At 71.0% G+C, this 16,678-nt stretch carries 14 protein-coding genes, 1 tRNA gene and 1 riboswitch; of the genes, 5 read left to right on the top strand and 10 right to left on the bottom strand.

Annotation, left to right across the window (positions count from 1 at the left end):
• Positions 1-265 precede the first annotated feature (265 nt).
• The 6 genes from FU658_RS08230 to bioB form a co-directional block, all read right to left on the bottom strand.
• Positions 266-1,609 (bottom strand): hypothetical protein, encoded by a 1,344-nt coding sequence (locus FU658_RS08230; protein WP_147891648.1) that lies wholly within the window; start codon positions 1,607-1,609, stop codon positions 266-268.
• A gap of 98 nt (positions 1,610-1,707) precedes the next feature.
• Positions 1,708-4,023, bottom strand: a complete 2,316-nt coding sequence (pepN, locus tag FU658_RS08225) for an aminopeptidase N (protein WP_255505494.1) — start codon at positions 4,021-4,023, stop codon at positions 1,708-1,710.
• A 369-nt stretch (positions 4,024-4,392) separates the two neighbouring features.
• Complete coding sequence (bioC, locus tag FU658_RS08220; protein WP_147891647.1) at positions 4,393-5,274, bottom strand: malonyl-ACP O-methyltransferase BioC; 882 nt, start codon at positions 5,272-5,274, stop codon at positions 4,393-4,395.
• Positions 5,271-6,047, bottom strand: coding sequence for a pimeloyl-ACP methyl ester esterase BioH (gene bioH / locus FU658_RS08215; RefSeq protein ID WP_321167736.1), 777 nt, complete (start codon positions 6,045-6,047; stop codon positions 5,271-5,273). The genes bioC and bioH overlap by 4 nt, the downstream gene beginning before the upstream one ends.
• Position 6,048: 1 nt before the next feature.
• Complete coding sequence (bioF, locus tag FU658_RS08210; RefSeq protein WP_147891646.1) at positions 6,049-7,269, bottom strand: 8-amino-7-oxononanoate synthase; 1,221 nt, start codon at positions 7,267-7,269, stop codon at positions 6,049-6,051.
• 3 nt (positions 7,270-7,272) lie between these two features.
• Positions 7,273-8,307: a biotin synthase BioB gene (gene bioB, locus FU658_RS08205; protein ID WP_147891645.1), complete on the bottom strand. Its 1,035-nt coding sequence runs from the start codon at positions 8,305-8,307 to the stop codon at positions 7,273-7,275.
• 88 nt (positions 8,308-8,395) lie between these two features.
• Between bioB and FU658_RS08200 the strand changes: the two genes are divergently transcribed.
• Positions 8,396-9,094, top strand: a complete 699-nt coding sequence (locus FU658_RS08200; protein WP_147891644.1) for a ComF family protein — start codon at positions 8,396-8,398, stop codon at positions 9,092-9,094.
• Positions 9,095-9,106: 12 nt separating this feature from the next.
• Here FU658_RS08200 and ubiA read toward each other — a convergent pair whose 3' ends face one another.
• Positions 9,107-10,018 (bottom strand): 4-hydroxybenzoate octaprenyltransferase, encoded by a 912-nt coding sequence (gene ubiA, locus FU658_RS08195; protein ID WP_147891643.1) that lies wholly within the window; start codon positions 10,016-10,018, stop codon positions 9,107-9,109.
• 91 nt (positions 10,019-10,109) lie between these two features.
• Between ubiA and FU658_RS08190 the strand changes: the two genes are divergently transcribed.
• The 3 genes from FU658_RS08190 to FU658_RS08180 all read left to right on the top strand — a co-directional run bounded on the left by FU658_RS08190 (position 10,110) and on the right by FU658_RS08180 (position 11,993).
• Positions 10,110-10,334, top strand: coding sequence for a hypothetical protein (locus tag FU658_RS08190; protein WP_147891642.1), 225 nt, complete (start codon positions 10,110-10,112; stop codon positions 10,332-10,334).
• Between the two features lie 94 nt (positions 10,335-10,428).
• Positions 10,429-10,505, top strand: a tRNA-Arg gene (locus FU658_RS08185).
• 291 nt (positions 10,506-10,796) lie between these two features.
• On the top strand, positions 10,797-11,993 hold the full coding sequence (locus FU658_RS08180; RefSeq protein WP_147891641.1) for a sensor histidine kinase: 1,197 nt from the start codon (positions 10,797-10,799) through the stop codon (positions 11,991-11,993).
• Positions 11,994-12,056: 63 nt separating this feature from the next.
• Here FU658_RS08180 and FU658_RS08175 read toward each other — a convergent pair whose 3' ends face one another.
• The 3 genes from FU658_RS08175 to FU658_RS08165 all read right to left on the bottom strand — a co-directional run bounded on the left by FU658_RS08175 (position 12,057) and on the right by FU658_RS08165 (position 14,262).
• Entirely contained in the window at positions 12,057-12,497 is a 441-nt protein-coding gene (locus FU658_RS08175) for a molybdenum cofactor biosynthesis protein MoaE (RefSeq protein ID WP_147891640.1), read from the bottom strand.
• 10 nt (positions 12,498-12,507) lie between these two features.
• The gene (locus FU658_RS08170; RefSeq protein ID WP_147891639.1) at positions 12,508-12,753 is read right to left on the bottom strand and encodes a MoaD/ThiS family protein; all 246 of its coding nucleotides are present in this window, start codon (positions 12,751-12,753) and stop codon (positions 12,508-12,510) included.
• A 573-nt stretch (positions 12,754-13,326) separates the two neighbouring features.
• On the bottom strand, positions 13,327-14,262 hold the full coding sequence (locus FU658_RS08165; protein ID WP_147891638.1) for a hypothetical protein: 936 nt from the start codon (positions 14,260-14,262) through the stop codon (positions 13,327-13,329).
• Between the two features lie 98 nt (positions 14,263-14,360).
• A riboswitch (cobalamin riboswitch) is annotated at positions 14,361-14,595 on the top strand.
• A 135-nt stretch (positions 14,596-14,730) separates the two neighbouring features.
• Between FU658_RS08165 and btuB the strand changes: the two genes are divergently transcribed.
• Positions 14,731-16,617, top strand: coding sequence for a TonB-dependent vitamin B12 receptor (gene btuB, locus FU658_RS08160; protein WP_147891637.1), 1,887 nt, complete (start codon positions 14,731-14,733; stop codon positions 16,615-16,617).
• The last annotated feature ends 61 nt before the right edge of the window (positions 16,618-16,678 follow it).

Here is a 16,678-nt window from a genome sequence, read left to right as displayed (position 1 = left end):
CCTATACAACGCAAAGGGCCGCCCGATGGGGCGGCCCTTTGCGTTTACCGCTGGAGAGGTAAATGCCGGCGCCCGACGGTCTTGGAACAGGGGGAGTCCAGGGGACCAGTGCCGGGCGCCGGACAAGCGGTGCAGACTTGCCGACGGCGTCGTCGATTGTCAGAACCTGACGTAGCGTGTCAGCAGTCGCCGAGTAGCGATCATGCGACGAGTTCTGCGGACGCGCAACCCCGGCCGGCGGCCGGGGTTCTGGTGGCAGTCAGGCTCAGGGCTCGGGATCGAACGAACCGCGTGCACGCCCGCTCGAACGCGGCACGCTCTGGCGCGTCGGCGGCGCCGCCTGGCGCGCCGGCGGTGCCGACTCGCGTACGGGCGGTGCCGGTGGCGGTGCCGAACGCACCGGCATCGCCTGGCGGGCCGGTGCCTGTTGGACCGGTGCCGGAGCCGGACGCGCCGGGGCCGCCTGCTGCATGCGCGGCTGCGGCGCGGCTGGCGACGTATTGCGGGGCGGCATCGCGTCGCGACGCGGTGCGACCGGAGCCCGTGCCGGGGCCTGCGCTGGTGCCTGGCGCATTTGCGGCGCCTGACGCATCTCCTGACGGCCCTGCGGAACCTGCCCGGCCTGCGGTGCCTGGCGAACAGGCATGCGCTGCTGCTGCGTCGGCGCAGGCGCCATCTGACGGGCACGCGGTGCCTCGCCGACACGCGGGTCCTGCTGCATGCGGCCACCGGTCACCTGGCGCGGCGGGGCGCCACGAGCCTCGCCCATGACCTGGCGCGGCATCTGCGAGTCGCGGCGGTCGGGGATGTTGCGCGGCGGGGCGGCATCCGGCGCGATGCCGGTGCGTGCACGCGGTGTCGGTTGGGTCTCCTGCCACGGACGCTGGACCGGCTGGCGTGCCGGGAGCGCCGGTCGTGCGCGGGCAGCCTCATCACGAAGCACGGCACTGCGGGCCTCGCCAGCCTGTTGGCGCATGCGTGCTTCGCCGGCGCCCGGCGGCGCGCTGCGCGTGGCGTCCGTCATGGCCGCCTGCGGACGATAGCCCGAACGCTGCACGTCGCTCGCCTGCCGTTGTGCCGCGGCGGCGCCCACCGCGCTGCGGCCGCGCGGGCCGCCGACTGCGGGCATGCGCTGCGGGTTCGCGGCAGCCAGGTGCTCGCGCTGCATGTGGCGCTCGTTGTTGGGGTGGCCGTAGCGCGGCGCGGACCGGTAGCGGTAGCGCGGCGGCGGCGAGTAGTGGTGCCAGGCGAAGCGGTGGTCCCAGGCGCTGTAGCGATACGGCGCATAGGGATGCCAATAGCTGTAGCCGGGATAGCGGTGCACCGCACTGAAGGCGAACCAGTCGTTCGGGAACCAGGTCACGCCGTAGTGGAAGTGCGGCCTGTGCCAGCGGCTGTAGTAATGGCGGTCGAACCCCCAGTACAGCGAGTAGTAGGCTGGATAGTGCAGGTAGCCCGGAGAGTAGTAGCTCGGGCCGGGATCCGGCGCATAGTAATAGTCGCCGTAGCCCGCCTGGGCTGGCGAATAATGCCGGTAGCCGCTGTTGTAGGTCGTGCAGGCGGTGAGCGCGGCGAGGCTCACGGCAACGATGAACAGTCGGCGGATCATAAGCGTAGGTCCTCGGATCTCCCACAGCCAGTCTCGGGGCCCGGGAGTGAATCTGTTCTGAATTTTTCTTTGGCTGGCAACAATTTACTGAACGCCATTCAGCTGAGCAGCCGCGAGAGGAGGTCCTGGCAGTCCCGCGATCGCAGTCGCGGCTGCAGTGCCTGCAGGCGCGCGCGGGCCAGTGCGCGGCGCGGCCCGGTGAGCCGCTTCCAGCTTTCGAAGGCGCCCAGCAGGCGGGCGGCCAGCTGCGGGTTGGTGTCGTCGAGTGCGGGAAGATGCTCCGCCAGCAGCTCGTAACCGCGCCCGTCGGCGCGATGGAATGCGACCGGGTTCATGCGCGAGAAGCTGCCGATGATCGCCCGCACGCGGTTCGGGTTGGAGGGTGTCCAGTAGGGAGACGCAACCAGGGCGGTCACGTCGTCGAGCGTCTCCGTGGCCGGCCGGGTGCCGACCAGGGTGAGCCACTTGTCGGTCACCAGCGGGTCGTCGCCATGGCGGCTGCGGAAGCTCTCGAGTGCGGCCTGGGCGGCAGGCGCGTCGAAATGCACCAGCGCGCGCAGGGCCCCGAGGCGCTCGGTCATCCCGCCGGCCCCGTTGAACTGCGCCTGCGCCGCCACGGCCAGCGGGTCGAGTCGCGTGAGCCAGCCCAGGCAGGCGTTGCGCAAACCGCGCGCGGCCATCGCCGGCCCCTCGATACCGCCACGCGCCGATTCCGCCAGGGCGTGGTAGCGCGCCTCGCAGCGGTCGGCATGGTCTTCGGCCAGGCGCTCGAGCAGGTCTTCGCGTGCCGCCACCAGCGTGTCGACGTCGATGGATTCCACCTGTTCGGCCAGCGTGTCGAAATCCGGCAGCGCCAGGCACTCGGTGACGAACGCCGGGTCGGCCGCGTCATCCTCGAGCAGGTCGCCCAACGCATCGCTCAGCGCGTCGGCGAGGCTGCGGTCGCCGCCCAGCATCGCCTGCGCGGCGAGGCGCTGCACGGCCTCCCAGCGGCTGAACGGATCGGACTCGATGCGGGCCAGGCGGCCGAGCTCGGCGGCGCTGTAGTCGAAGGACACCTTCACCGGCGCGCTGAACCCGCGGTTGAGCGAGGGCAGCAGGGGTCCGGCAGTGATCCGTAGCCGTGTGTGCTCGCCGTCGATCTCCAGCAGGTCGCCATGCAGTCGTCCCCCCTCCACCTGCGCGTCGTCGAGGGGCAACGACTTGCCATCGGCGTCGAACAGCGCGATGCGCAAGGGCAATGGCAATGCCGCGGGTTCGGGCTGCGCATCGGTGGGGGGGGTGTGCTGTCGGATATCGAGCTGGAAACGCCCGTCCACCTGGGTGCCGGCGACCTCCAGGCGGGGCGTGCCCGACTGCGCGTACCACTGCAGGTAGGCGTCGAGATCGCGCCCGGAGGCGGACGACAAGGCGGCCAGGAAGTCCTCGACCGTCGCCGCGCGGCCGTCGTTGTCGGAGAAGTAGCGATCCAGCCCGGCGCGGAAATCCTCCTCGCCCAGCAACGTGTGCAGCATGCGCACGATTTCCGCACCCTTCTCGTAGACGGTGAGGGTGTAGAAGTTGTTGATCTCGCTGTACTGCGCGGTTCGCACCGGGTGTGCCAGCGAGCCGGCATCCTCGGCGAACTGGCGTGCACGCAGCAGGCGCACGTCCTCGATGCGCTTGACCGCGCGCGAATGCAGGTCGGCGGTGAACTCCTGGTCGCGGAACACCGTCAGGCCCTCCTTGAGCGAGAGCTGGAACCAGTCGCGCAGCGTGACCCGGTTGCCGGACCAGTTGTGGAAGTACTCGTGGCCGATGACCGCCTCGATCGCCAGGTAGTCCAGGTCGGTGGCGGTATCGGGGTCGGCGAGGATGAAGCGGGCGTTGAAGATGTTCAGGCCCTTGTTCTCCATCGCGCCCATGTTGAAGTCCTGGGCGGCGACGATGTTGAACACGTCGAGGTCGTAGCAGCGGCCGAAGCGCTCTTCGTCCCAGCGCAGCGCGCGCTCGACCGCCTCGAGCGCGAAACCGCAGCGCGGCACGTCGGCGGGCGCAGCCCACACCGCCAGCTCGACCTCGCGGCCGTCGGCCGTGGTGATCTGGCGCGTGACGGCCTGCAGCTGCCCGGCGACCAGCGCGAACAGGTAGGCCGGCGTCGGGTGCGGGTTGTGCCAGGTGGCGAAGTGGCGGCCATCCTCGAGGCGGCCAGCCTCGACCCGGTTGCGTTGCCCAGCAGCACCGGGAAGCGTTCGGCATCCGCGCGCAGCGTGGTGCGCCAGGTGGCCATCACGTCGGGGCGGTCGGCGAAGAAGGTGATGCGGCGGAAGCCCTCGGCTTCGCACTGGGTGATCAACAGGCCGCGACTCGCGTAGAGGCCTTCCAGCCGGGTGTTGTCGTCGGGGCGCAGGCGTACCCGGGTTTCGAGCACGCATGCGCGATCCACGCCTTCGACGCGCAGGCCGGTCGGGCCGTGCTCGAAGCGGTCGTCGGGCAGGTCCTCGCCGTCGAGCCGGACCGAGAGCAATTCGAGGTCTTCGCCATCCAGCTCGATGGCCAGCCCGGGTTGCGCCGGATCGGGTTCCAGATGCAGGCGCGCCAGCACCTCGCTGGCCTCCAAAGCCAGGTCGAACTCCAGTTCGGCATGGCGCACGCGCCATGCCGGCGCACGGTACTCGGAGAGGCGGATGACGGGGGCTGCGCTCATGCTCACATCGGGTGGGACGGGTGGATCAGGCTAGCATGTGGCCCCGCCGCGTCGGCTTCACGCGCGCCGCCGCGCGGCCCGGCGTGGAGTCCATCGATCAGCGCGGCTTGCGACGGATCGGGATGCCGGCCACCGGCATGCTGGCGACGTCGAAACCGGCCTCGCGGCGCGGCGCACCGGGCTTCGGGCCCCAGGCCTGGGCGTAGATCACGTCCCAGGTGCTGGGCAACACGCCGTCCCGGCGGTGCGCCTCGTAGGCGGCCTCGGCATCGCCGATGCGACGCTTGCCGGTCAGGCTGCGGCGACGCGAGTCCAGCGCATTGGTGGCGCCGATCGCACGCAGCTCGCGCATCAGCGTCATCAGGTCGGGATAGGTCAGCGTGAAGCTGTCGGTGTCGACCACCGGGTCGCGGAAGCCCGCCTGCACCAAGGCGTCGCCGACCGCCTGGATCGGTGCGAAGGCGCTCACGTGCGGCACCTCGTCGGCGGCGGCGAAGGCCTCGCGCAACTCCGCCAGCGTTCCGGGCCCGAAGGTGGAGAACAGCAGCAGCCCCTCCGGGCGCAGCACCCGGCGGAACTCGGTCAGCGTGGCCGGCAGGTCCTGCGACCACTGCAGGCACAGGTTGGAGAAGATCACCTCGACGCTGCCGTCGGCGAAGGGCAGGCGCGCGGCATCGGCGCACACGCGCGAGAACGGGCGCCACCAGCCGGACTTGCGCCCGGCCTGGCGCAGCATCGGCAGCGCCATGTCGAGCGCGACCACGCGCGAGCGCGGCCAGCGCTTCCTCATCGCCGCCGAGGCACCGCCGGGGCCTGATCCCACGTCCAGCACGACCCCGGGCACCCGGTCGTCGAGGTAGTCCAGCTGCTCGAGCAGCCGTGACTCGACTTCGCGCTGCAACACCGCGGCGGCCTCGTAGCTTGTCGCCGCCCGGCCAAAGGCATGGCGCAGGTGGCGCGGGTCGTAGGTCGGGCTCATGCCGGCAGTCCCTCGACGAAGTCGAGCACGGCAGAGGCGACGGCGTCGGCATGGGTCAGGAACGGGGCGTGGCCGCCGCCGGCCACGCAGCGGAACCCGCCGTGCGGACACAGCGCCGCGGCGGCCTGCATCGCCTGCCAGGTCACCAGCCGGTCGCGTCGCCCGGCAATCCACAGGCTGGGCACGGCCAGTCCCGGCAGTGCCGCACGCAGGTCCTGGTGTTCCAGCACCGCCAGCCCTTCCACCAGCGCAGCGGGTTCGGGTTCGCCACGGGCGTAGACGCGCTCGCGCAACAGGCGCAGCTCCTCGCGCATGTGGTCCGAGCCCTGCGCCTCGAGCGCCAGGAAGCGGTCGACGGTGCCGCGGTAGTCGCGCGCCAGCCCGTCGCCGAACTGGGCGAACACCGAGGCATCGACGCCGTGTGGCCAGTCGGGTGCGGCGACGAAGCGTGGGCTGGCGGCCACCGCCACCAGGCCGGTGACGGGCGAGTCCTCGACCGCGGCGGCATGCATCGCCACCAGGCCGCCCAGCGACCAGCCCAGCCACGGTGCACGCGGCAATTGTCCGCTCAGGACGGCGGCGCAACTGGCCGGGTCGAGCGAGACCGCGCTGCGGCGACTGTGGCCGTGCCCCGGCAGGTCGACCACGTGCAGCGTGAAATGCGCGGACAGGCGCTCCACCAGGGGGGCGAATATCCCGCCGTGCATGGCCCAGCCGTGCAGCAGCACGAGCGGCCGGCCCCGGCCGATGCACTCGACGTGCAGTGCCTCCACGTCAGTGGGGTTCGTTGACCAGCCGGTGGGCGGCTTCCACGCGTGCATTGGTCGTGCCGACAGAGAGTGCCAGCCCGTCGAGCAGGCGGTCGATGTCGGCCTCTTCATGGTCGGCCGACAGGGTGATGCGCAGCCGGCCGCTGCCCTCGGGCACGGTCGGCGGACGGATCGGTGCGACCAGGATCCCGACCTCTTCGAGCCGGCGTGCCGCGAGCAGCGTCGCGGCGTTGTCGCCAGTGAACAGCGGTTGGATCGGCGTCGTGGAAGGCAGCAGGTTCACCCCCAGCTGCTGCGCTCCGCGGCGGAAGCGTGCGATCAGCGCGCCGAGCTTGGCGCGACGCCAGGACTCGCGGCGCGCCACGCGCACCAGGGCCAGGCTGGCGGCGGCCAGCGCGGGTGGCAGTGCGGTGGTGTAGCGGTACGGGCGGGCCGATTGGCGCAGGTGCTCGATCATCTCCACGCTGCCCACCAGGACCGCTCCATAGCCGCCCAGGGCCTTGCCCAGCGTGACCAGTTGCAGCGGCACTTCGCGCACGCCCAGGCCGGCCGCCGCGACACAGCCGCGACCCTGCGGACCGACCACGCCGACGCCATGCGCGTCGTCCACGTACAGCGTGGCGTTCTGGCTGCGCGCGGCCAGGCCCAGCAGGCGCAACGGCGCGACATCGCCATCCATGCTGAACACGCCGTCGGTCGCCAGCAGGGCCGCCGCGTCCGGATCCAGCGCCAGCTGGCGCAGCGCCGCATCGGCGTCGCCATGCGGATAGCGGCGCAGCTTGGCGCCGCTCAGGCGTGCCGCATCGATGAGACTGGCGTGGTTGAGCCGGTCCTGCACGCATACGTCGTCGCCGCCCAGCAGCGTTTGCAGCACGGCCAGGTTCGCGCTGAAACCCGAACCCAGCAGCAGCGCCGCCGGGTAGCCGAGCCACTCCGCGATCTCTTCCTCCAGCGCGGAGTGCAGCTGGTGATGGCCCGACACCTGGTGTGCACCGGTGCTGCCGACGCCGTGCCAGGCGGCGGCCTCCTGCAGCGCCGCGACGCCATCGAGGTGCTGGCTCAGGCCGAGGTAGTCGTTGCCGCAGAACGACAGCAGCTCCTGGCCGTCGATGCGCACCCGCGCGCCTTCGCGGGACTCGACCACGCGGGTACGACGCACGCCCAGGCTGGACTCGCGCTCGGCCGCCGCTGCGGTGACCCGGTGCTGCAGGGAGGGTCTCGCCATGGCTCAGGCCGCCTCTTCGTCTGAATGCACGATGTCGGCGTGCACCGTGCCGGGCACGCCGGCGGCCGCCGCGTCGACCTGCATCGGCCGCAGGCCCAGGCGCTGGAACAGGGCCTGGTCGCGCTCGACGTCCGGATTGCCGGTGGTGAGCAGCTTCTCGCCGTAGAAGATCGAGTTGGCGCCGGCCAGGAAGCACAGCGCCTGCAGCTCGTCGGACATCGCCTCGCGACCGGCCGACAGGCGCACCATCGAGCGCGGCATCACGATGCGCGCCACGGCGATCGTGCGCACGAACTCGAACGGGTCGAGCTCCTCGGTCTTCGCCAGCGGCGTCCCCTCGACCCGGACCAGGCGGTTGATCGGCACCGAGTCCGGGTGCGCCGGCAGGTTCGCCAGCGCCTGCAGCAGGCCGGCGCGCTGGGCACGCGTCTCGCCCATGCCGACGATGCCGCCCGAGCAGGTCTTCATGCCGGTGTCGCGCACGTGGCCCAGCGTATCCAGGCGGTCCTGGTACTCGCGGGTATGGATGATCTCGCCGTAGAACTCCGGCGCCGAGTCCAGGTTGTGGTTGTAGTAGTCCAGGCCGGCGGCGCGCAGCTTGAGCGCCTGCTCGCCGCTGAGCATGCCCAGCGTGGCGCAGGTCTCCAGGCCCAGCGCCTTCACCTCGCGCACCATCTCGGCCACCTTCGGGATGTCGCGGTCCTTCGGGCTGCGCCAGGCGGCGCCCATGCAGAAGCGCGAGGCACCGGCGGCCTTGGCCGCGCGCGCCTTCTCCAGCACCGCGTCCAGGCTCATCAGCTTCTGCGCCTGCACGCCGGTGTGGTAGCGCTGCGCCTGCGGGCAGTAGGCGCAGTCCTCCGGGCAGCCGCCGGTCTTCACCGACAACAGCGTCGATACCTGCACCTCGGCCGGGTCGAAGCAGGCGCGATGGACGTCGGCGGCCCGCTGCATCAGCACCGGGAACGGCAGGTCGAACAGGGCCTGTACCTCCTCGCGCGACCAGTCGTGGCGGAGGGTGGGCTGGGCGGCACTGGCCATCGATGGCTCCGGAAGGCGGGAAAACGATAAAGTCTGGGTAGGGGCTGGAGCCCCTGTCAACTTTTGACCCACGGATGGAGTCGACGAGATGTCCCGCCTGATCCTGGCTGCCCGGCGCCTGCTGGACGCCGTGCTGCCGCCGCGTTGCGTGGTCTGCGGCGAGCCCGGCGATGCCCCCGACGCGCTGTGCGCCGCCTGCTTCACCCGACTTCCCTGGAACCATACGCCGTGTGGGGTGTGCGCGCTGCCGCTGTGCGATGACAGCGGGCCCTGCCGCTGCACGCGCCGCCGCCATGCGGTGATCGATCGCGTGCTGGCACCCCTGCGCTACGAATTCCCGGTCACCTCGCTGGTGCCGCGGCTGAAGTTCCACGGCGACCTGGCCGCCGGCCGGGCGCTGACCCAGTTGCTGGACCTGGCCTTGCGCGACGAGCCCCGCCCGGACGCGCTGGTGCCGGTGCCGCTGCATTCGCGCCGCCTGGCCAGCCGCGGCTACGACCAGGCACTGGAGCTGGCACGGCCCCTGGCACGTGCCCTGGACATCCCGCTGCGCACCGACCTGCTGCGGCGCACGCGCGACACCCGGCCGCAGACCGAACTGCGGGCCCGGTCGCGGCGTCGCAACCTGCAGGACGCGTTCCGCGCGGTGGGCGTGGTGCCCGGGCACGTGGCACTGCTCGACGACGTGATGACCACCGGGAACACATTGAATGAGTGTGCCGTGGCACTGCGCGAGGCCGGCGCCGACCGCGTGGAGGCCTGGGTGGTCGCACGCGCGAGCGCATGATGGACCGCCGGATCAGCCTGCAGCGAAGCGCAGTCCGGCCACGATGCCGATGAACACGACCAGGCCCACCCAGTTGTTGTGCAGGAAGGCGCGGAAGCAACCCTCGCGGGTGCGGTGGCCGGCCATCGCGAACTGGGTGGCCACCAGCAGCGTGGCGACGCCCAGGGCCGCGAAGTACGGCCAGGCCAGTTCCGCGCGCAGCCCGACCAACGCCAGGGCCAGCAGCGTCAACGCATACAGCACCCCCTGCGCGGCCAGGTCGGCCGACCCGAACAGGATCGCGGTGGACTTGGCGCCGACCCGGAGGTCATCCTCGCGATCGACCATCGCGTACCAGGTGTCGTAGGCCGTGGCCCACAGCACGTTGGCCAGGAACAACAGCCAGGCCAGGGGCGGCACCGTGCCCAGCACGGCGGCGAAGGCCATCGGGATGGCCCAGCCGAAGGCCACGCCCAGGTACACCTGCGGCAGGTAGGTGTGGCGCTTGAGATAGGGATAGCTGGCGGCAAGGAAGACCCCGACCACGCTCAGCGCCACCGTCAGCCAGTTGGTGAGCAGCACCAGGCCGAACGCCGCCAGCATCAGCACCGCGAACACCGCCAGCGCCTCGCGACCGCCCACCGCGCCGGTGGCCAGCGGGCGCTCGCGGGTGCGTTCCACGTGCGGATCCAGCCAGCGGTCGGCATAGTCGTTGATCACGCAGCCGGCCGAGCGCGTCAACCACACGCCGGCGGTGAAGATCAGCAGCAGGTGCCAGGGTGGGAAGCCGCCGGCGGCCAGCCACAGAGCCCACCAGGTGGGCCACAGCAACAGCAGCACGCCGATCGGGCGATCGCCGCGCACCAGTTGCCAGTAGTGCGGCAGCTGCGTGCGCAGCCGCCAGTCCGCCCGCTCGGCCGGGACTTCATAACGCTCGTAGGCCATTTCGTCAGTCTATAGGAGGGTTCGTCGGATCCGCCCGCCCGGCGGTGGCCGCTTTGGCTACACTGCCGCCCATTCGATCAAGGAGATCCCCATGAGCCAAGGTTCCGCCGGCAACGTCATCGCCGCCATCTGCAGCCTCATCATCCCCGGCCTGGGGCAACTGGTGCAGGGCCGCGTGCTTTGGGCACTGTTCTGGTTCGCACTGGCCGTTGTGGTGGGCGGGTTCACGTGGCTCATCACGCTGTCGCTGCTTCCGTTCGGCTGGCCGCTGGTGGCGATCCTGTCCTGCATCCACGCGGCCCTGTTCCGCCGCTGACGCCCGGGCGCGGCGCTCGCAACGGGCGCCGTTCCATGCCAAAATCCCAGCCCGCGCCCCCGGTGGCCCAGCCCCGGGGCGCGTGGACGTCAAAGCGCCCGTAGCTCAGCTGGATAGAGTACTACCCTCCGAAGGTAGGGGTCACAGGTTCGAATCCTGTCGGGCGCGCCACGTTCCCTCCCCGCAAGAGCGTTAGTTCAAGCCGCGCACCTGCGCAGGCCTTTGGCCTGTCGGGCGCGCCACGTTCCTCCCTCGCAAGATCGGTAGTTCAGGCCGGCGCACCTGCGCGGGCCTGCGGCCCGTCGGGCGTGCCACGTTCCTCCCTCGCGATATTCAAAGGCCGCGCGTCGCCCGGAGCCTGCGTGGCGTGCGATGATCGCGGCGAACTCCGTCCCTGGTTTCGTGGACGGCCGCGGCCGGGCCCTTCCGCCGCGCGAGTGCCCGCCCCGGGAGGCGCCTGCCGTGAAGCTGTCGGAATTCCTCACCGCCCACATGCAGGAGATCCTGGCCGAGTGGGATGACTACGCCGAGCGCATGACGCCGGCCGCCGACGACATGACCGCGCGCGAGCTGCGCGACCATGCCGCGCAGATGCTGCAGGCGATAGCGGTCCAGCTCGACTCGCCCCAGCCGGTGCCCGACGTCGCCGAGGCCGGTGAGGCGGACGGGGCAGCGAAGGCCGGGGGGGAAATCCCTGAATCCCCGGCTGCCAAGCACGGGGCGCTCAGGCAGGAACACCGCTTCACGCTGCTGCAACTGAGTTCGGAGTTCCGCACGCTGCGTGCGACGATCCTGAAGCTGTGGCTGCCGCACGTTCGCAACCTGCCGGAAAGCCTTGCCTCGGTGGTGCGCTTCAACGAGGCGGTCGACCAGGCGCTGGCCGAGTCGATCGTCACCTACTCCGAGCGTGCCCAGGCCGAGCACGACCTGTTCATCGCCATCCTCGGCCACGACCTGCGCGGTCCCCTGGCAACGATGACCATGGCCGGTGGCCTGCTGCGCGAACCCGGCCTGAGCGTGAAGCGGGCAGGCGTGCTGGGCGGCTCGGTGGCCACGGCGGCGAGCCAGATGACCAGCATGGTGAACGACCTGCTGGGCCTGGCGCGCAGCAGGCTCAGCTGCGGCATGCCAATCGCGCGCGAGCCGGTCGACGCGCTGCGGGTCTGCGAGGCGGCGATTGCCGACGCGGCAGCGATGTATCCCGACTGCGAATTCGTGCTGCCCGACCGGCCGTCGCTGCCCGGCCGCTTCGATGCGGTTCGCCTGCAGCAGCTGGTCACCAACCTGCTGGTCAATGCCGCGCAGCACGGCGCCCGGCACTGCCCGGTGCAGCTGGTGACCGCGGGCGATGCCACGACCGTCACGCTGCGCGTCACCAACACCGGAACGCCGATTCCGGTCGAGAGCCTGGAGTGCATCTTCGACCCGATGCGCCGTCTGGGAGAGGTGTCGGGCCACGTCGTCGAGGCCGGGGCGCGCACCAGCCTGGGCCTGGGGCTGTTCATCGCCCGCGAGATCGCCCTGGGGCACGGTGGCCGCATCGCGGTGACGTCCAACGAGAGCGAGGGCACCTCGTTCGTGGTCACCCTGCCGCGGGAGGCCGACCAGGATGCGCCGGCGACCCACCAGGAGCACGGCAGCCGCACCACCACCTCTTGAGCGGGTGTGGAAGGCCAGAATCACTCCTGGGGTTCGAGGTCGAAGGCGCGCCTCCCGAAGCGGTCAGGCCTCGGGGTGGATCCAGTCGCTGCTGCCCTCGAGGTAATGCTCCCGCTTCCAGATCGGCACCCGCGACTTCACCTCGTCGATCACGTAACGGCAGGCCTGGAAGGCGCCATCCCGGTGGCCCGACAGCGCACCGACCCACACCGCCGGTTCGCCGACCTTGAGGTGCCCGGTGCGGTGCACGCAGGCGCAGCCGAGCAGGTCGAAGCGCTCGCGTGCCTCCTCGAGGATCCGCTGGCCCTCGCTTTCGGCCAGTTCCACGTAGGCCTGGTAGTCCAGCGCCTCCACCGCCTGTCCGCGATGGTTGTCGCGCACCCGGCCCTCGAAGGCGGCGAGGGCGCCCGCACCCGGATGGGCCAGCGCGCGCTGCAGCGACCAGGGATCGATCGCGCTTTCGCTGATCCAGAAACGGAAGCTGCCTTCTTTCTCTTTGCTCATCGTTCCTGCCTCAGCCGCCCGACACCGGCGGGATGAAGGCCACGCGGGCCCCGTCGTGCACGGGGTCGCTCCATTGCGCGAACTCGCCGTCGCAGGCCACGCGCAGCTTCTCGATCGGCCAGCCCAACCGGTGGCTCTCGTCGCACTGGGCATAAAGCTCGGCAAGCGTCGCGGCGTCGGTGGTCACGGACTCGTTTGCCACGCCCGTGCGGTCGCGCAGGCTGGCGAAGTACTGGAGTGAGACGTGGACGGCCATCGCGGTGCTCGTTGGGGGTGCACTGCAGTGTCGGACACCTCCCTTCGGGCGGCAAGCCGGAAGGCGGCCCACTTGGTCGGTCGGGCCCCTTTCGCCGCCTGCTGCATTGCATTCGCCGTGCTGTTCGATGCAGGCTTTCCCGCCCGGAGAAGCTGGCGTGGAATCGTGGAGCCAGGAGTCGCTGAGCACGTGAATGGTGTTGTGGATCTCCGGTCCTCCAAGCCGGGCTGGAAGTGGCTGTACGTGGGAGGCTGGGCCTGCTTCGGGCTGGTCCTGCTCCTTGCGTCCCATTCGATCGGCATGCTCAACCAGGGCGACTATGGGCGCGCGATCGCGCGCTTCCTGCACTACCCGCTCGGACCCGAAGGCGGGTTCGGCAGTCCGCAGGGCGTCGTGTGGGCGTTCCGGGATGACCCGCGCAGCCCCGCCGGTGGAGGCGGCACCTCGTCCTTCCTGTTCTGGGCCGCCGTGTGGCTGCAGCGCCTGGTTGCCGACCACTACAGCGTCCTGGCGACCGGGCTGGTGGCCCGGATCGGTTTGCTGTTTTGCGCCGAGCGACTGGGGGCCTGCCTGTCACGCACGCTGGGGGGTGGCCTCGCGTTGCGCTTCGCCCTCGGTGCGCTCTTTGCGCTGGCGCTGTTCGCGGCACACAACGTGGCGTTCACCAATGCGCTCTACATGGAGTTCGCATTCGTGCTGTTCCTGCCCGTGCTGGTGCTTGGACTGTTCCGGATGGACACCCGCTGGGGGCAGGTAGCCCTGGTGCTGGGCGCCGTGATGTGCGGAGCGGCCAAGGCGCAGTTCTTCTACCTGCCGGCGCTGCTGGGCATCGCGCTGGCCTGGACGGCGGTTCGCACGCGCCAGCGCCCGGGCTGGGTCATCGTCGTCGGTCTGGCGCTCGCGCAGGTGCTGGCGCTGGTCCCACTGGCCCGCAGCGGCTACACCCAGATCAACTACCACCACGCCACGCAGCTGGGTTCCTACCTGGCGATGAGCCCGGCGCAGCGGGCGGCCTACGCTCCCGACGGCAGCATCGAGCGTTGCGTCGGCATCGACGCCTGGGGCAACCGACTGGCAGGCCTGGATGCGGTCCGGCTGGAGCCGGGGCACGAAAGCTGCCTGGGCGAGGTCACGCTGGGGGCCCGCGATGTCCTCGCCCCCTACCTCCACCACCCGGGACTGCTGCCGGGCTTGTGGTTGGGCACGGCCCCCACCCATTTCACCGTCGACTACTTCCATCTCGACCAGGAGGGGCGCTACATCGTCCCGGTAGACGGCGACGCATATGGGCCCGGGCAACTGCTTGTCTCCCTCTCCGCGGCGCGCGACCGGCTGATCGGGCCCTGGGTGGCCCTGGTGCTCATCGCCGCCGCATCGCTCGCCGGCGCGGGTGGGGTCGGTCGCCCGCCACCCGGCCTGGCGACGGCCCTGCTCTTCCTCGCGGCACTCGCCGCCAGCCAGCTTCTCGTGTCGCTGGTGGGCGAGGGCGTGCGTGACCTGAGCAGGCATTGGGCAGGTGCCCAGCTGGCCATCGACCTGCTGGTGGTCTGCCTGGTGGCCTGGGCGCTTTGCTTCATGTCGCTTGCACGCCAGCGCCCCGGTTCGGCTACACTGCGCCCGCTTCAGGTGTCCCGGTCGCTGTCCAGCGCCCGGGATTAAACGGGAAGCCGGTGACGCCCCCACTGGGGCCATTCCGGCGCTGCCCCCGCAACGGTAGGCACGACAAGGCCCCTGCATCCGCCACTGCATCCGCGGGAAGGCGCATGGGCCGGGCAGGCGACGCGGATCACCGCGCGCCCGCCGCGTGCAAGCCCGGAGACCGGCCTGGTGCGAGGACCCGCCTTGGGTTCAATCCGGTTGCGATGCGGAGGGCGTCGCGGCAGTGATGCCCGCGACGTGTCCGTCCGCGCCTTGCCGCCGCCCCCATTGCATTCGCACCGGCCCGCCACCGCCCGTGAACGCAATGGAGCCGCATCGATGGACATCCGCCACACCAGCCTCGCCCTGGGCCTTGCCCTGGCCCTGCAGCCCGCGCTGGCCAGCGCCGCCGAGCGCACCGAGCTCGACACCGTCGTGGTGACGGCCACGCGCACCGCCCTGGATGCCGGCGACAGCCTGCTGCCGGTGGAGATCATCGACCGCGCGGAGATCGAGCGCACCCAGGCGCGCGACCTGCCGGAGCTGCTGCGTGGCCGCGCCGGCATCGACCTGGTCAACCAGGGCGGTCCGGGCAAGCTGACCAGCGTCTTCATGCGCGGTACCGGGTCCGGACAGGTGCTGGTGCTGATCGACGGCGTGCGCATGGGCTCTGCCACCGCCGGGCAGGTCATGTTCCATGACCTGCCGCTGGCGCAGATCGATCGCATCGAGATCGTCCGCGGGCCGCGCTCGAGCCTGTACGGCTCCGAAGCGATCGGCGGCGTCATCCAGATCTTCACCCGTCGCGACCGCGGAGACCTGGTCGGCCGCGGTGCCGTTGCCGCCGGCAGCAACAGCCTGCGCCAGGGCAGCGCCGGCATCGGTGGCGGCATGGGCAACGGTGGCTGGTTCGGTGCCGACGTGGCCTACCAGCGCACCGACGGCATCGATGCCTGCCGTGGCCGGCCGGCCGATCCCGACAACCCCGGCGACTTCGGCGCCGGTTGCTTCGTCGACCAGCCCGACCGCGACGGCTACCGCAACCGATCCCTGGGCTTGCGCGCCGGTGTCGACGTGGGTGAGCACGTGGCGCTGGAGGCCAGCGTGCTGCACGCGGAGTCCGACAACGAATTCGATGCCGGGTCCTTCGTGGGCAACGAGGCGGAGAACGTGCAGCAGGCGATCGGCCTGCGCGCCCGATTCACGCCCTCGCAGGCACAGGCGTGGACCCTGCAGGCCGGTCGCTCGCGCGATGGCGCCGAGAATTTCTTCGCCGATCCCGACACGGGCACGCGCAGCTTCGTCAGCGAGTTCGATACGCGCCGCGACACCGCCTCGGTGCAGGGCGACATCGGCCTGACCGCACGGCAGACGCTCAGCGTCGGCGCGGACTGGCAGCGCGACGAGGTGACCAGCACCACGGCCTACGAGATCGGCAGCCGCGAGAACCTCGCCGCGTTCGCCGGCTGGCAGGCCGAGGCAGGTGCGCAGCGCTGGCAGGCCAGCCTGCGCCACGACGACAACCAGCAGTTCGGTGGCGCCACCACCGGCGGGCTGGGCTGGGGATTGCGCAGCGCGGCGGGTACGCGGTTGAACGTGCATTACGGCACCGGCTTCAAGGCGCCGACCTTCAACGACCTGTACTTCCCGGGCTTCGGAAACCCCGAGCTGCGGCCGGAGCGGTCGCGCACCCTCAACCTCGGCCTCGGCGGAGACGCCGGTGCCCTGGGCTGGCAGGCCGACGTCTACGAGACCCGCGTGCGCGACCTGATCGCCTACGACATGTCGATCTTCCTGCCGGGCAACATCGACCGCGCCCGCATCCGGGGGGCCGAGCTGGGCGTGGACTGGTCGCTGGCGGAATGGCGATTCGCCGCCCAGCTTTCGCATACCGATCCGCGCAACCACGGTGATGGGTTCAACCAGGGCAACGTCCTGCCGCGGCGGGCCCGCAACACCGGGCGCATCGATGTCGATCGCGAGTTCGGCGCCTTGCGCGCCGGCGTGAGCGTCGCCGGTGCAGGACACCGCTTCGACAACGCCGCCAACACGGTGCGTTTGGGCGGGTATGCGACGACCGACCTGCGCCTGGAGTTCGACCTGGGCGCGAACTGGACGCTGCATGCGAAGGCCAGCAACGTCTTCGACCGCGACTACGAGACGGTGGCCTTCTTCAACCAGCCGGGGCGCGAGTACCTGATCGGCGTGCGCTACTCACCGCGCTGAGGAAAGGCCGCGGTCGCCACGGCCGGCCCGATCCATGTCGGATCGGCGGCCAGGCATCCGA

This window comes from Alkalisalibacterium limincola (assembly GCF_008017755.1).
In the GTDB taxonomy this organism is placed as follows: domain Bacteria; phylum Pseudomonadota; class Gammaproteobacteria; order Xanthomonadales; family Xanthomonadaceae; genus Alkalisalibacterium; species Alkalisalibacterium limincola.
This window is presented reverse-complemented; position numbering and strand designations above follow the sequence as displayed.

What these genes read in the sequence shown, in the direction of transcription:
- FU658_RS08230 (WP_147891648.1), bottom strand. Translation starts at nt 1,609, where the DNA reads ATGATCCGCCGACTGTTCATCGTTGCCGTGAGCCTCGCCGCGCTCACC.
- pepN (WP_255505494.1), bottom strand. Translation starts at nt 4,023, where the DNA reads ATGCGTGCTCGAAACCCGGGTACGCCTGCGCCCCGACGACAACACCCG.
- bioC (WP_147891647.1), bottom strand. Translation starts at nt 5,274, where the DNA reads ATGAGCCCGACCTACGACCCGCGCCACCTGCGCCATGCCTTTGGCCGG.
- bioF (WP_147891646.1), bottom strand. Translation starts at nt 7,269, where the DNA reads ATGGCGAGACCCTCCCTGCAGCACCGGGTCACCGCAGCGGCGGCCGAG.
- bioB (WP_147891645.1), bottom strand. Translation starts at nt 8,307, where the DNA reads ATGGCCAGTGCCGCCCAGCCCACCCTCCGCCACGACTGGTCGCGCGAG.
- FU658_RS08200 (WP_147891644.1), top strand. Translation starts at nt 8,396, where the DNA reads ATGTCCCGCCTGATCCTGGCTGCCCGGCGCCTGCTGGACGCCGTGCTG.
- ubiA (WP_147891643.1), bottom strand. Translation starts at nt 10,018, where the DNA reads ATGGCCTACGAGCGTTATGAAGTCCCGGCCGAGCGGGCGGACTGGCGG.
- FU658_RS08190 (WP_147891642.1), top strand. Translation starts at nt 10,110, where the DNA reads ATGAGCCAAGGTTCCGCCGGCAACGTCATCGCCGCCATCTGCAGCCTC.
- FU658_RS08175 (WP_147891640.1), bottom strand. Translation starts at nt 12,497, where the DNA reads ATGAGCAAAGAGAAAGAAGGCAGCTTCCGTTTCTGGATCAGCGAAAGC.
- FU658_RS08170 (WP_147891639.1), bottom strand. Translation starts at nt 12,753, where the DNA reads ATGGCCGTCCACGTCTCACTCCAGTACTTCGCCAGCCTGCGCGACCGC.
- FU658_RS08165 (WP_147891638.1), bottom strand. Translation starts at nt 14,262, where the DNA reads ATGCCTGCTCAGGTCACGCACGCCCTCGCCCACCAGCGACACGAGAAG.
- btuB (WP_147891637.1), top strand. Translation starts at nt 14,731, where the DNA reads ATGGACATCCGCCACACCAGCCTCGCCCTGGGCCTTGCCCTGGCCCTG.